At 70.5% G+C, this 13,263-nt stretch carries 15 protein-coding genes; 14 read left to right on the top strand and 1 reads right to left on the bottom strand.

What is annotated here, in order from left to right:
* Positions 1-53: 53 nt before the first annotated feature.
* The 4 genes from dop (at position 54) to prcA (ending at position 3,789) form a co-directional block, all read left to right on the top strand.
* Positions 54-1,565, top strand: a complete 1,512-nt coding sequence (gene dop / locus ACZ4MU_RS15690; RefSeq protein ID WP_467876018.1) for a depupylase/deamidase Dop — start codon at positions 54-56, stop codon at positions 1,563-1,565.
* Positions 1,566-1,696: 131 nt separating this feature from the next.
* A complete protein-coding gene (locus ACZ4MU_RS15685) occupies positions 1,697-1,915 on the top strand; it encodes a ubiquitin-like protein Pup (RefSeq protein WP_467876016.1) in 219 nt (72 codons plus the stop codon).
* A 232-nt stretch (positions 1,916-2,147) separates the two neighbouring features.
* Positions 2,148-2,993, top strand: a complete 846-nt coding sequence (gene prcB, locus ACZ4MU_RS15680) for a proteasome subunit beta (RefSeq protein ID WP_467876013.1) — start codon at positions 2,148-2,150, stop codon at positions 2,991-2,993.
* A gap of 46 nt (positions 2,994-3,039) precedes the next feature.
* A complete protein-coding gene (gene prcA / locus ACZ4MU_RS15675) occupies positions 3,040-3,789 on the top strand; it encodes a proteasome subunit alpha (RefSeq protein ID WP_406551024.1) in 750 nt (249 codons plus the stop codon).
* Between the two features lie 67 nt (positions 3,790-3,856).
* Here prcA and ACZ4MU_RS15670 read toward each other — a convergent pair whose 3' ends face one another.
* Positions 3,857-4,930, bottom strand: a complete 1,074-nt coding sequence (locus tag ACZ4MU_RS15670) for a LacI family DNA-binding transcriptional regulator (protein ID WP_467876011.1) — start codon at positions 4,928-4,930, stop codon at positions 3,857-3,859.
* Positions 4,931-4,984: 54 nt separating this feature from the next.
* On the opposite strand from ACZ4MU_RS15670, the gene ACZ4MU_RS15665 reads away from it, so the two are divergent.
* The 10 genes from ACZ4MU_RS15665 to tatC all read left to right on the top strand — a co-directional run bounded on the left by ACZ4MU_RS15665 (position 4,985) and on the right by tatC (position 13,183).
* Complete coding sequence (locus tag ACZ4MU_RS15665) at positions 4,985-6,229, top strand: MFS transporter (protein WP_467876009.1); 1,245 nt, start codon at positions 4,985-4,987, stop codon at positions 6,227-6,229.
* Positions 6,230-6,253: 24 nt separating this feature from the next.
* Complete coding sequence (gene pafA, locus ACZ4MU_RS15660) at positions 6,254-7,615, top strand: Pup--protein ligase (protein WP_365110438.1); 1,362 nt, start codon at positions 6,254-6,256, stop codon at positions 7,613-7,615.
* A 110-nt stretch (positions 7,616-7,725) separates the two neighbouring features.
* On the top strand, positions 7,726-8,679 hold the full coding sequence (locus ACZ4MU_RS15655) for an FKBP-type peptidyl-prolyl cis-trans isomerase (RefSeq protein ID WP_467876005.1): 954 nt from the start codon (positions 7,726-7,728) through the stop codon (positions 8,677-8,679).
* A 57-nt stretch (positions 8,680-8,736) separates the two neighbouring features.
* Complete coding sequence (locus tag ACZ4MU_RS15650) at positions 8,737-9,108, top strand: FKBP-type peptidyl-prolyl cis-trans isomerase (RefSeq protein ID WP_467876002.1); 372 nt, start codon at positions 8,737-8,739, stop codon at positions 9,106-9,108.
* A gap of 123 nt (positions 9,109-9,231) precedes the next feature.
* Complete coding sequence (locus tag ACZ4MU_RS15645) at positions 9,232-10,182, top strand: helix-turn-helix transcriptional regulator (protein ID WP_467876000.1); 951 nt, start codon at positions 9,232-9,234, stop codon at positions 10,180-10,182.
* A 16-nt stretch (positions 10,183-10,198) separates the two neighbouring features.
* On the top strand, positions 10,199-11,185 hold the full coding sequence (locus tag ACZ4MU_RS15640; protein WP_467875998.1) for a helix-turn-helix transcriptional regulator: 987 nt from the start codon (positions 10,199-10,201) through the stop codon (positions 11,183-11,185).
* A 15-nt stretch (positions 11,186-11,200) separates the two neighbouring features.
* Positions 11,201-11,464 (top strand): hypothetical protein, encoded by a 264-nt coding sequence (locus tag ACZ4MU_RS15635; protein WP_358991305.1) that lies wholly within the window; start codon positions 11,201-11,203, stop codon positions 11,462-11,464.
* 9 nt (positions 11,465-11,473) lie between these two features.
* Positions 11,474-11,671, top strand: coding sequence for a hypothetical protein (locus tag ACZ4MU_RS15630; RefSeq protein ID WP_467875995.1), 198 nt, complete (start codon positions 11,474-11,476; stop codon positions 11,669-11,671).
* A gap of 211 nt (positions 11,672-11,882) precedes the next feature.
* Positions 11,883-12,164 (top strand): Sec-independent protein translocase subunit TatA, encoded by a 282-nt coding sequence (tatA, locus tag ACZ4MU_RS15625; RefSeq protein ID WP_467875993.1) that lies wholly within the window; start codon positions 11,883-11,885, stop codon positions 12,162-12,164.
* A 62-nt stretch (positions 12,165-12,226) separates the two neighbouring features.
* The gene (tatC, locus tag ACZ4MU_RS15620; protein WP_467875990.1) at positions 12,227-13,183 is read left to right on the top strand and encodes a twin-arginine translocase subunit TatC; all 957 of its coding nucleotides are present in this window, start codon (positions 12,227-12,229) and stop codon (positions 13,181-13,183) included.
* The last annotated feature ends 80 nt before the right edge of the window (positions 13,184-13,263 follow it).

Genomic DNA, 13,263 nt, shown 5'->3' with positions numbered 1-13,263 from the left:
CGGTACTTGAGCGCCGCTCCCACAGGGGAGCGCCGCCGGGCAAGGAGGGCCGCATGACCGTACGGCGAGTAATGGGCATCGAGACGGAGTACGGCATCTCCGTCCCCGGCCACCCCAATGCCAATGCCATGCTCACCTCGTCCCAGATCGTCAACGCCTACGCGGCGGCGATGCACCGGGCGCGCCGCGCGCGATGGGACTTCGAGGAGGAGAACCCGCTGCGGGACGCCCGCGGCTTCGACCTCGCCCGGGAGGCCGCGGACTCCAGCCAGCTCACCGACGAGGACATCGGCCTCGCCAACGTCATCCTCACCAACGGGGCCCGGCTGTACGTCGACCACGCACACCCCGAGTACAGCTCGCCGGAGGTCACCAACCCGCGGGACGCGGTGCTCTGGGACAAGGCGGGCGAGCGCATCATGGCCGAGGCGGCCGAGCGGGCGGCGCAGCTCCCCGGCGCCCAGCCGATCCACCTCTACAAGAACAACACCGACAACAAGGGCGCCTCCTACGGCACCCATGAGAACTACCTGATGAAGCGGGAGACCCCGTTCTCGGACATCGTGCGCCATCTGACGCCGTTCTTCGTCTCCCGCCAGGTCATCACCGGTGCCGGCCGCGTCGGTATCGGCCAGGACGGGCACGAGCACGGCTTCCAGATCAGCCAGCGCGCGGACTACTTCGAGGTCGAGGTGGGCCTGGAGACCACCCTCAAGCGCCCGATCATCAACACCCGCGACGAGCCGCACGCGGACGCGGAGAAGTACCGCCGGCTGCACGTCATCATCGGCGACGCCAACCTCTCCGAGATCTCCACCTACCTCAAGCTGGGGATGACGGCCCTCGTCCTCTCCATGATCGAGGACGGTTTCATCAACGTCGACCTCGCCGTCGACCAGCCGGTCCGCGCCCTGCACCAGGTCTCCCACGACCCCGGCCTGCGCCATCTGGTCACGCTGCGCAGCGGCCGCACGCTGACCGCCGTACAACTGCAGATGGAGTACTTCGAGCTGGCGCGCAAGTACGTGGAGGAGCGGTTCGGCGCCGACGCGGACGAACAGACCAAGGACGTCCTCGGCCGCTGGGAGGACGTGCTCAACCGGCTGGAGAACGACCCGATGAGCCTCTCCGGCGAGCTGGACTGGATCGCCAAGCGGGAGTTGATGGAGGGCTACCGGCGGCGCGACAACCTGGACTGGGACGCGGCCCGGCTCCACCTCGTCGACCTCCAGTACGCCGACGTACGGGCCGAGAAGGGCCTCTACAACCGGCTGGCGGCCCGCGGGAAGATGAAGCGGCTCCTGGACGAGTCCGATGTCTCCCGGGCCCGGACGAAGCCCCCGGAGGACACCAGGGCCTACTTCCGCGGGCGCTGCCTGGAGCAGTACGCGGACGACGTCGCCGCCGCCTCCTGGGACTCGGTCATCTTCGATCTGCCGGGCCGTGACTCGCTCCAGCGCGTGCCAACCCTGGAACCGCTTCGCGGAACGCGTAATCACGTCAAGGAGCTGCTCGACCGCTGCCGTACGGCCGAGGATCTGGTCCGGGTGCTCTCGGGCGGCTGACCTGGGGCTGAAAAGTCGGCGGCAGGGGAAACACAGAGGTAGACCCCGCACGTTCCACCAAGTGCGGGGCCGATGTCAGACCCTGCTTGTAGGGTCTGATCAAGGACATCGAACCGAGCGGGGTGAGGTAGATGGCGACCAAGGACACCGGCGGCGGACAGCAGAAGGCCACGCGTTCCACCGAGGAGGCCGAGGAGCAGACCCAGGACGCGCAGGCTTCGGAGGACCTCAAGGAGCGCCACGAGAAGCTCTCGGACGACGTCGACTCGGTGCTGGACGAGATCGACGACGTTCTGGAGGAGAACGCCGAGGACTTCGTCCGCTCGTTCGTTCAGAAGGGTGGACAGTAGTCCACACATGTGAACGGTTGAGGGGTGCGGGCCCGGGGGCGACGGTCCCCGGCGGCGGGGCGGCGCGGTGTGCGTCCACCCCGTCCGCCCGCCCCCGGCGTTCATGTGGATCACCGCCGCGAGCCGGGTATGGTCCGTGGCGTACGGTCTTCAACTGCGATTCGGCCATCGGCAAGTTGGGAGACGATCCCGACAGAGTTCGTCGGGCTGCCGCCTACCTGGAGGGAACCTCGTGGAAGCCAACACCCGTGGCACAGGGCGTCTACCAGCTGCCTTCCTGACGCCGGGCTCGTCCTCGTTCATGGACTTCCTGGCCGAGCACTCGCCGGAGATGCTGCCCGGCAAGCGCGTCCTGCCGCCCGTGCAGGGGCACGTGGAGGCCCCGCACGGCACCACCATCGTCGCCGCCACCTTCCCCGGCGGCGTGGTGCTCGCCGGTGACCGGCGGGCCACGATGGGCAACATGATCGCCCAGCGCGACATCGAGAAGGTCTTCCCCGCCGACGAGTACTCGGCGGTGGGCATCGCCGGCACCGCGGGTCTGGCCGTGGAGATGGTCAAGCTCTTCCAGCTGGAGCTGGAGCACTTCGAGAAGGTCGAGGGCACCACCCTCTCCCTGGAGGGCAAGGCCAACCGCCTGTCCACGATGATCCGCGGCAACCTCGGCATGGCCATGCAGGGCCTCGCCGTGGTCCCGCTCTTCGCGGGGTACGACGTGGACCGCGAGAAGGGCCGCATCTTCTCGTACGACGTCACCGGCGGCCGCTCCGAGGAGCACGGGTACGCGGCCACCGGCTCCGGTTCGATCTTCGCCCGGGGCTCGATGAAGAAGCTCTACCGCGAGGACCTCACCGAGGAGCAGACGACGACCCTGGTCGTCCAGGCCCTCTACGACGCGGCGGACGACGACTCGGCGACCGGCGGTCCCGACGTCGCCCGCCGGATCTACCCGATCGTCACCGTCATCAGCGACGAGGGCTTCCGGAGACTGACCGAGGCGGAGTCCTCCGAGATCGCCCGCACGATCCTGGAGAAGCGCCTTCAGCAGCCCGACGGCCCGCGCGCCGCACTGCTCTGAGGCCGCAGAGATGACCCCGCCACTGACAGAAAGGGACGGATAGCCGGTGTCGACGCCGTTCTATGTCTCACCCCAGCAGGCCATGGCCGACCGCGCCGAGTACGCCCGCAAGGGCATCGCGCGCGGCCGCAGCCTGGTCGTGCTGCAGTACGCCGACGGCATCGTCTTCGTCGGCGAGAACCCGTCCCGTGCCCTGCACAAGTTCAGCGAGATCTACGACCGGATCGGCTTCGCCGCCGCCGGTAAGTACAACGAGTACGAGAACCTCCGCATCGGCGGTGTGCGCTACGCGGACCTGCGTGGCTACACCTACGACCGGGACGACGTGACGGCCCGGGGCCTGGCGAACGTGTACGCGCAGACGCTGGGCACCATCTTCTCCAGCGCCGGCGAGAAGCCGTACGAGGTGGAGCTGGTGGTCGCCGAGGTCGGGGCGACGCCGGAGGAGGACCAGATCTACCGGCTGCCGCACGACGGCTCGATCGTGGACGAGCACGGCTCGGTCGCGGTCGGCGGCAACGCGGAGCAGATCAGTACCTTCCTCGACCAGCGCCACCAGGACGGCATGTCGCTGGCGGAGGCGCTGAAGCTGGCGGTGCAGGCCCTGTCCAACCAGACCAACGGCGCCGACCGGGAGATCCCCGCGGAGCGTCTTGAGGTCGCGGTGCTCGACCGCACGCGGCCGCAGCAGCGCAAGTTCAAGCGGATCGTCGGCCGTCAGCTCTCCCGTCTCCTGCAGACCGAGGAGGCGAGCGCCGAGCCGACCGAGGTGCCGTCGGACGACGACGAGGAGTAGAGGCGCGTCAGCGCCCCCGGGGCCCGTGCCCGCCGTTCCCGACGGCGGGCACGGGCCCGCTCGCGTATCAGGGCGCGGGCGGGGCCGTGGACCCGCGGACGACCAGGGAGACGGGCAGACCGCCCGCCTCCGGCTCCCGGCCCTCCAGTACGGCGAGCAGCGCGGCCATGCCCCGTTCGCCCACCCGCTCGGCGGGCAGCCGGACCGTGGTGAGCTCCGGTTCCAGGGCGGTGGCCAGGGCCAGGTCGTCGAAGCCGGCCACCGAGAGGTCCTCCGGGACGCGCAGGCCCAGGCGCCGGGCGGCCTTGCAGGCTCCCGCGGCCAGGATGTCGTCGTCGCAGATCAGGGCGGTGGGGCGCGGGCCGGGCCGGGTCAGGGCGTGTTCGGCTGCGGCGCGGCCGGCGTCGACGCTGAGCGCGGAGGGCACGGTCAGGAACTCGGCGCCGGACACCGGGCGCAGCGCGTCCTCCAGGGCCCGGGCGCGTACCCGGAAGGTCCAGGAGTCCACGGCCGAGGCGAGGTGGACGAACCGGCGGTGGCCGAGCCCGAGCAGATGGTCCGTCATCTGCCGTATGCCGTCGGCGATGTCGAGGTTGACGCGGGCGGCCGGCCCGGGCGCGGCCGGGTCGCTGTCCAGCATGACCAGCGGCAGTTCGGTGCCGCGGATGGAGGCGAGGGCGTCGGCGGCCATGGACGAGGCGATGACCCCGTCCAGGGCGGCGCTGGCGGAGGCGAAGGGGTCGCGGGCGGGGCCGACGCCCTCGGGGGAGGGGTAGAGGACCACCCCGAACCCGTGCTCGGCGGCGACCCGGGCGGCGCCGGTGTAGACGCGGGCGAAGAACTCGTTGGTGAGGGCCGGGACGACCAGCAGGGCCGTGCGGGTGCGCCCCAGGCGCAGGCTGCGGGCGGCGAGGTTGGGCCGGTAGCCGAGGTCGCGGGCGGCGTCGCGCACCAGGGCGGCCGTCCGCTCCGAGACCCGGCCGCGCCACTTGTCGCCGAGGACCAGGGAGACGGTGGCCTGGGAGACCCCGGCCGCGCGGGCGACGTCCCGGCTGGTCGGCTGGGTCTTCACGGGTCCTCCGGCGGGGGGTGGGGCTGCTGGGCGCCCCCGGTCCGGGGTGGACCCGGGGGTTGTCGACATGGTACGTATGACCTCGTACGTTATACGTAACACTCAACCGATCGAGGGGCGAGCATGGCGGCGGGATACCTGGAGATCCTCCGGACGCGGCACGCCGCGCGACTGCTGGCGGGCACCCTCACGGGACGGCTGCCGAACGCCACGGCGGCCATCGCCGTGGTGCTCTTCGTCCGCGCCGAGGGCGGCAGCTACTCGCTGGCGGGCGCCCTCACCGCGGTGTACGGCGTGGCCACCGCCGCCGGGCAGCCGCTGCTCGGCCGCGCCGTGGACCTGTACGGCCAGCCCCGGGTGATGCTGCCCGCGTCGGTGGCCAGCGCGCTCGGCATGTGCGTCCTCGCCCTCACCGGCATCGACCAGGTCGCCCTCGCATACGCGGCGATGCTGGTCGCGGGCTTCTGCACGCCTCCCCTCGAAGGCGGGCTGCGGGCGCTGTGGCCCAGCGTCCTGACCCGCCAGGACCAGGTGCACACCGCGTACGCGATGGACGCGATAGCCCAGGAGGTGATGTTCACCGTCGGCCCGCTCCTGGTCACCCTCGGCATCGCCCTGTGGTCGCCCGCCGCCGCGCTCGTCGCCATCAACGCGCTCGGGGTGCTCGGCGCGCTCTCGGTGGTCCTCTCGCGCCCCTCGCGCGCGTGGCGATCGGCCCCGCGCGAGGCCCACTGGCTGGGCGCGCTGCGCTCCACCGGCCTGCTGGCGCTCCTCGGGGCCTTCTTCTTCGTCGGCCTCGCGCTGGGCGCGATCATCGTGGCGGCCTCGGCGTACGCCGACGACCACGGCCGGGACGCGGTCTACGGCTGGCTGATGGCGGCCAACGGCCTCGGAGCGCTGCTCGGAGGTCTGGTGTACGGGGCGCGCCAGTGGTCCGGAACTCCCGAGAAACGGCTGATTTCGCTCGTCGCGCTGCTCGCCGTGGGCTATCTGCCGCTGATGCTCGTGCCCGGTGTGGTGCCCATGGTGCTGCTCGCCGTCGTGTCGGGCCTCTTCCTCGCGCCGTGCATCGCCTGCGCGTTCATCGTGGTCGACCGGCACGCCCCGCGCGGCACCGTGACCGAGGCCTTCTCCTGGCTGGTGACGGCCTTCGGGGTCGGCACCGCGCTCGGCACGGCCGTCGCGGGCCCCGCCGTGGAACTCGGCGGCAGCGCGGCGAGCTTCGCCGTGGCGGGCGGCGGGGGAGCGGCCGCGCTGGTGGTGCTCATCGCCACCCGGGGGGTCCTCGCAGGCGGTGGGCGTACGGAAAGCGTCGCGGCGGTTGACCAAAATGATCCAACCCGTGCCGTCGAACCCGGTTTCAGCTGAGGGCAACGGGCGTAATGTTCAGTCATGGACCGCCGCATTTTCGGGCTGGAGAACGAGTACGGCGTCACGTGCACGTTCAGGGGACAGCGCCGACTGTCACCTGACGAAGTGGCGCGCTACCTCTTCCGCCGTGTTGTGTCATGGGGCCGCAGCAGCAACGTCTTCCTGCGGAACGGCGCCCGCCTCTACCTCGACGTGGGTTCGCATCCGGAATACGCAACTCCCGAATGCGACAACGTGACCGAGCTGGTCACTCACGACAAGGCCGGCGAGCGCATTCTCGAGGGCCTGCTCGTCGACGCCGAACGCCGCCTGCACGAGGAGGGAATCGCGGGCGACGTCTACCTCTTCAAGAACAACACCGATTCCGCGGGAAACTCCTACGGGTGCCACGAGAACTATCTCGTCGCCCGGCACGGCGAGTTCTCCCGGCTGGCGGACATCCTCATCCCGTTCCTGGTCACCCGCCAGCTCCTGTGCGGCGCGGGCAAGGTCCTCCAGACCCCGCGCGGCGCGGTCTACTGCGTCAGCCAGCGCGCCGAGCACATCTGGGAGGGCGTCAGCTCCGCCACCACCCGCTCGCGCCCGATCATCAACACCAGGGACGAACCGCACGCCGACGCCGAGCGCTACCGGCGGCTGCACGTGATCGTCGGCGACTCCAACATGTCCGAGACGACCATGCTGCTCAAGGTCGGCGCCACCGACCTGGTGCTGCGCATGATCGAGGCGGGCACGGTGATGCGCGATCTGACGCTGGAGAACCCGATCCGGGCGATCCGCGAGGTCTCGCACGACATCACGGGCCAGCGCAAGGTGCGCCTGGCCAGCGGCCGCGAGGCCTCGGCCCTCGAAGTGCAGCGGGAGTACTACGAGAAGGCCGTGGACTTCGTGGAGCGCCGGGGCATCCGCACCGGAACGGTCGACCAGGTCCTGGAGCTGTGGGGCCGCACCCTGGACGCCATCGAGGCCGAGGACCTCGACCGGATCGGCACCGAGATCGACTGGGTGATGAAGTACCAGCTGATCGAGCGGTACCGGGCGAAGCACAACATGACCATGTCGCACCCCAGGGTCGCCCAGATAGACCTGGCCTACCACGACATCCACCGTCAACGGGGGCTCTACTACCTGTTGGAGCGCAAGGGCCAGGCGGCGCGGATCTGCAACGACCTGAAGATCTTCGAGGGCAAGTCGGTGCCCCCGCAGACCACCCGGGCACGGCTGCGCGGCGACTTCATCCGCCGGGCGCAGGAACAGCGCCGGGACTTCACCGTCGACTGGGTCCACCTCAAGCTCAACGACCAGGCGCAGCGCACCGTGCTGTGCAAGGACCCGTTCCGCTCCGTGGACGACCGGGTGGAGAAGCTGATCGCCGGAATGTGACCGGCGCGGCCGGCGATGTGGACACGGGCTCCGTACGTTCCTCGTACGGGGCCCGTAGTACACCTTAGAGTGGCGGCAAACTACCGTGCCGTCTGAGATCTGAGGAACACGTGCGCCGACTTGCCGGCCTGCTCGCCGTCCCGCTGCTGCTGGTTGCCACAGCCGCCTGCGGAAGCGACGACAAGGGCTCCGACTCCCCCTCCGACACCGCCTCGATGAAGAACGGCCTGCCCGCCATCACCGCGGGCGCCAAGTTCGGGGAGAAGCCGACCCTGGCCAAGGGCGATGGCAACCCGCCCAAGGCGCTCAAGGTGAACGTCATCAGCGAGGGCAAGGGCGCGCCGCTCAAGAAGAACGACGCCGTGTCCGTGAACTACCTCGGACAGGCCTGGGACTCGGACAAGCCGTTCGACAACAGCTTCGACCGCAAGCAGCCGTTCACGCTGACCCTCGGCGCCGGCCAGGTCATCAAGGGCTGGGACCAGGGCCTGGAGGGCCAGAAGGTCGGCAGCCGCGTCGAGCTGGGCATCCCGCCGGAGCTCGGCTACGGCGCGCAGGGCCAGGGCGACAGCATCAAGCCCAACGCCACGCTGGTCTTCGTCGTGGACATCGTCAAGGCGACCACCATCCCCGCCTCCGCGAAGGGCAAGGAGGTCGCGCAGGACGACAAGGACCTGCCGAAGGTGGGCACCAACACCGACGGCAAGGCACCCTCGCTGACCATCCCCAAGACCGACGCGCCCAAGAAGCTGGTCTCCGACTACGTGCTGGAGGGCGACGGCGAGGTGGTGAAGGACACCGACAGCGTGGTCCTGGCGTACGAGGGCTTCCTGTGGAAGGACAGCAAGAAGTTCGACAGCACCTACGACCAGGGCAAGACGCAGACCTTCGCGCTGCCGAACCTGACCCTCAAGGGCCTCAAGGCCGGTCTGATCGGCAAGAAGGTCGGCAGCCGCGTCCTCGTCGTCATCCCCCCGGACCAGGGTCTGGGCGACAAGGAGCAGTCCGGGATCCCGGCCAACTCGACCATGGTCTTCTCGATCGACATCCTGGCCAAGATGTGACGGCGGAGATGTAAGACTGTCCCGGTTGCCCTGCACGTATTCAAGAGGAGCAGTTCAGTGAGCATCGAGAAGCCCGAGATCGACTTCCCCGAGGGCGAGCCGCCGGCGGACCTGGAGATCAAGGAGATCTGGGAGGGCGACGGCGCCGTCGCCAAGGCGGGCGACTACGTGAAGGTCCACTACGTGGGCGTCGCCTTCTCCACCGGTGAGGAGTTCGACTCCTCCTGGAACCGCGGCAACCCGCTGGAGTTCCAGCTCGGTGTCGGCCAGGTCATCCAGGGCTGGGACAAGGGCGTGCAGGGCATGAAGGTCGGCGGCCGCCGCCAGCTGACCATCCCCGCGCACCTCGCCTACGGCGACCGCGGTGCCGGTGGCCGGATCGCGCCGGGCGAGACGCTTATCTTCGTCTGCGACCTGGTCGCTGTCTGATCACACCCGATCACACCGAGGGCCCGTGCCGTCCGGCACGGGCCCTCGGCTTTTGCCCCGACACCCCGGGGCGGTACGGTCAACGGTCGGAGCAGCGGATTCGAGGAGAGGCGAAGGGCGTCGATGGCGATTGCCAAGGCCGAGCGGCTGATGAACCTGGCGCTGTGTCTGCTGGGGACGCGCCGTCCGCTCAGCAAGCGCGAACTGCGCGGTTCCATCGAGGCCTATCTGGAGGCGGGCTCGGACGACGCCTTCAACCGGATGTTCGAGCGCGACAAGGACGACCTGCGTGAACTCGGCCTGGTCATCGAGACGGTGGAGAACCTCGACGGGGAGACCGGCTATCTGGCCCGCCGCGACTCCAACCGGCTGCCGCCGGTCCAGCTGGACGCCGAGGAGGCCGCGGCGCTCGGGCTCGCCGCCCGCGTCTGGCAGCAGGCCCGGCTCGCGGGCGCGGCCAGCGGCGCACTCCAGAAGCTGCGCGCCGCCGGAATGCCGGAAGCCGACAACCCGTACGAGCACAGCGCGATCGAGCCACGCATCCCGGTCCACGAGGCCGCTTTCGAGCCACTGATGCTGGCCTGCCGCGACCGCCGCCCGGTCGTCTTCGAGTACCGCAAGGCCACCGCCGCCCGCCCCGGCACCCGCCATGTCGAGCCGTGGACGCTGGAGTGCTGGCGCGGCCACTGGTACCTGGCGGGCTGGGACCGCGACCGGGGCGCCGAGCGGGTCTTCCGGCTGTCGCGGATCACCGGCAAGGTGCGCTCGCGGGCCGGTTCCTTCACCGCGCCGGTGCCCGACGTGGTGACCGTGCGCGAGACCGTGGAGAGCTGGGCGGGGGAGACCGCCACCCGTTCCGCGCGGATCCGGCTGCGCGCGGGCGCCGGCTACCCGCTGCGCTCGCGGGCCACCACGACGCGGGAACTCGGCGACGGGTGGGACGAGTTGGAGATTCCGTACGGGCACGGGCTGGACGCCTGGCTCGTGGAGTTCGGCCCCGACGTGGTCGTGCTGGAGCCCGCGGACCTGCGGGCCGACGTGGTGGACCGGCTGCGCGCCGTGGCCAAGGGCTGAGGGGAACCGGACGACCATGGCTGCCAACGCCATCGACCAGACGCGGCGGATGCTCTCCCTCGTCACCTATCTGCGCGAGCGGCCCGGTGCGCACGTCGCCGACGTCGCCCGCGCCTTCGGCATCAGCGAGGACGAGCTGATCTCGGACCTCGACGTACTGCCCATGTGCGGGACCAGCTTCCGCGGCGGCGACCTCCTCGACATCGACACCGACGGCGACCGCATCTGGTGGCGCAATCCGAACGCCCTGGGCGCCGAGGCGGCCGAGCCGCTGCGGATCGCCGCCGACGAGGCGACCGCCCTCCTGGTCGCGGCCCGAGCGGTGGCGACGCTGCCGGGGCTGCGCGAGGGCGACCGCCAGGCGCTGCTGCGCGCCACCGCCAAGCTGGAGGCGGCGGCCGGGGAGGCGGCGGGCGCCAGCTCCCGGCTCTCGGTGACCTTCGAGTCCGAGGGCGGGGTCTTCGCCGACGTCGACCGGGCGATCTCGGAGCGGCGCCGGCTGTGGGTGCGCTACTACTCGCCCGCGCGCGACGAGCTCACCGAGCGCGAGGTCGACCCGATCCGGCTCTTCGCCGTCGGCCACACCTATATGGAGGCGTGGTGCCGTCTCTCCGAGGCGCGCCGCACCTTCCGCCTCGACCGAGTGGCCGAGATCCGCCTCCTCGACGAGCCCGCCGCGCCGCCCGAGCTGGAGCTGCGGGACCTCTCGGAGGGGCTGGTGCAGCCCGCCGCCGAGGATCCCGAGGTGGTCGTCGAGGTGGGGCCGGGCGGGCGCTGGGTCGCCGAGTACTACCCGCACGACAGCGCCGAGGAGCTCCCCGACGGCGGTCTGCGGATCACCCTGCGCACCCCGGAGCCGGCCTCGCTGCGGCGCCTGGCGCTGCGACTGGGCCGCGACGGCCGGATCGTCGCCCCCGGCGACCTTGCGGAGAGCGCCCGCAGTGCGGCCCTGGCGGCGCTGGCGGCGTACGAAGAGCAGAGCGCGCACGACGGACAGAGCTGAGGAGACAAGCGGATCATGTCGGTGATGCCCGGTATTTCGCGGCAGATGGCCGCGGTCCAGTCGGTGCTCTTCAAGGCCGCCTGCCCCGACTGCCGTGCCCGTATCGAGCTGGCCGCGGGAGCGCTGCGGCTGGCCATCGGCGCCAGCCGCCGTACCACCTTCTACTCCTTCACCTGCCCCGAGTGCGGCTCCGCCGTGCGCAAGCCGGCCGGTGAGCGCATCGTCGAACTCCTCACCGGTGGAGGGGTCCGCACCCTCCGCCTCCACTCCAGCGTCTAGGGTCCGCTCATGTTCTGGCCGATGACCGCCATCGCCGTCGGGTTCCTCTCCATCGCCGTCCTCGGCGTCCTCGCGATCAAGGTGTTCGTCGAGGCGCAGCGCCTCGGCCGGCAAGTGGCCGACACCACAAGGAGGATCAACGGCGCCGCCGAGGAGCTGGAACGCGCCGCAGTTGAACTCTCCGAGGCCGGAGAGACCCTGCGGTGACCGGTGGGGACTCCTGTGTGTCCGTCCCTTTGGGTACGCTTCAGAGCGCGGGCCACGCAGCGAGGCAGTGGGCCGTGCCGGGGAGGACGCACGGGGATTGCCCGGCGTTCACCCCTGCGCGTTACGATCGCTGCACGCAACCGGTCGGACACCAGTCCGACCGGGACCCCGCAGCCCCACCCACGTCGCCTCGGTGAGAAGGTAAAAGCTTATGTTCGGAAGGCTCGGAGCCCCCGAGATCATTCTCATCCTCGTCGTCATCGTCCTGCTGTTCGGCGCGAAGAAGCTTCCGGACATGGCGCGCTCGCTCGGCAAGTCCGCGCGCATCCTCAAGAGCGAGGCGAAGGCCATGAAGTCCGACGGCCAGCAGACCGCCCCCGCCGACCCGCCGCACCCGGGCGAGCAGCCGCCGGTCCAGCGCACGATCCAGTCGGCCCCCGGCGACGTCAGCAGCTCGCGTCCCGTGACCGAGCCGACCGACTCCACCCGCTGACACCTGGGCCGAAGCAGGCGCTGATCACCAAGGTGCCCTGCCGCACGAGATGAGGACGTGGGTTGCTGAAGTCTGCCCGCAAACAGCAGAAGGACCCGGAGGGGCGGATGCCCCTCTCGGACCATCTCCGTGAGCTGCGCAACCGGCTCGCCAAGGCGGTTCTCGCGATCCTGGTCTGCGCCGTGGTGGCGGCGTTCTACTACAAGGACATCGTCGACCTGATCATCAAGCCGGTCAGGGAGTCGGTCGGCTGCCCGGACACGTTGCAGACGCTGGCCAAGAAGGACAGCGACGATCCCTGCGGCAACGTCACGATGTCCGGCCTGATGTCGCCGTTCACGCTGATGATCAAGACGTCCCTGGTGGCGGGCGTCGTCGGGGCCAGTCCGGTCTGGCTCTACCAGCTCTGGGCGTTCGTCGCCCCCGGCCTGCACAAGAACGAGAAGAAGTACTCGCTGGGCTTCGTCGCGGCGGGCTTCCCCCTCTTCCTCGCCGGCGGCTGGTTCTCGTACCACGTCCTGCCCGCGGCGGCGAAGGTGCTCCTGGACTTCACTCCCGAGGGCACGCTGAACCTGCTTCCGCTGAACGAGCTCATCGACCTCACCCTGCGGATGATCGTCGTCTTCGGCCTCTCCTTCGAGCTGCCGCTCCTCCTGATCATGCTGAACTTCGGCGGGGTGCTCACCGGTCGTCGGATGCTCGGCTGGTGGCGCGGCATGATCATGGGCGTCACGGTCTTCGCGGCCTTCGCGACGCCGACCGTCGACCCCGTGTCGATGCTCTCGCTGGCGACCCCGATCGTGCTGCTGTACTTCATCGCCGTCGGCATCTCGTTCCTCAACGACAAGCGCCGCCGCGAGCGCGCCGCGGCAGGACCCGCCGACGACGAGGCCTCCGACCTCGACCTCACCCCCTCCGACATCGGCGGCATCGAGCCGGTCGCGGCCCCGTCCCTGCCCGAGCAGGCGGACGCCCACCGCTCCGGCAGCCGGGTCAACGGGTACGACGACGTCACCTGACGGCCTTGCCGCGCGGCGGCCGGGGCGCGCACGGCGCGCACCCGGCCGCTTGCGCGTTCCGGACCCCCGCGCGCTCCCTC

It is taken from the genome of Streptomyces sp. NPDC026377, assembly GCF_055567715.1.
Note: the sequence above shows the minus strand (reverse complement) of the source record. Positions and strands in the feature narration are given on the sequence as shown.

What these genes read in the sequence shown, in the direction of transcription:
- ACZ4MU_RS15665 (WP_467876009.1), top strand. Translation starts at nt 4,985, where the DNA reads ATGGCGGCGGGATACCTGGAGATCCTCCGGACGCGGCACGCCGCGCGA.
- ACZ4MU_RS15645 (WP_467876000.1), top strand. Translation starts at nt 9,232, where the DNA reads ATGGCGATTGCCAAGGCCGAGCGGCTGATGAACCTGGCGCTGTGTCTG.
- dop (WP_467876018.1), top strand. Translation starts at nt 54, where the DNA reads ATGACCGTACGGCGAGTAATGGGCATCGAGACGGAGTACGGCATCTCC.
- ACZ4MU_RS15635 (WP_358991305.1), top strand. Translation starts at nt 11,201, where the DNA reads ATGTCGGTGATGCCCGGTATTTCGCGGCAGATGGCCGCGGTCCAGTCG.
- ACZ4MU_RS15685 (WP_467876016.1), top strand. Translation starts at nt 1,697, where the DNA reads ATGGCGACCAAGGACACCGGCGGCGGACAGCAGAAGGCCACGCGTTCC.
- ACZ4MU_RS15630 (WP_467875995.1), top strand. Translation starts at nt 11,474, where the DNA reads ATGTTCTGGCCGATGACCGCCATCGCCGTCGGGTTCCTCTCCATCGCC.
- ACZ4MU_RS15640 (WP_467875998.1), top strand. Translation starts at nt 10,199, where the DNA reads ATGGCTGCCAACGCCATCGACCAGACGCGGCGGATGCTCTCCCTCGTC.
- tatA (WP_467875993.1), top strand. Translation starts at nt 11,883, where the DNA reads ATGTTCGGAAGGCTCGGAGCCCCCGAGATCATTCTCATCCTCGTCGTC.
- pafA (WP_365110438.1), top strand. Translation starts at nt 6,254, where the DNA reads ATGGACCGCCGCATTTTCGGGCTGGAGAACGAGTACGGCGTCACGTGC.
- ACZ4MU_RS15670 (WP_467876011.1), bottom strand. Translation starts at nt 4,930, where the DNA reads ATGTCGACAACCCCCGGGTCCACCCCGGACCGGGGGCGCCCAGCAGCC.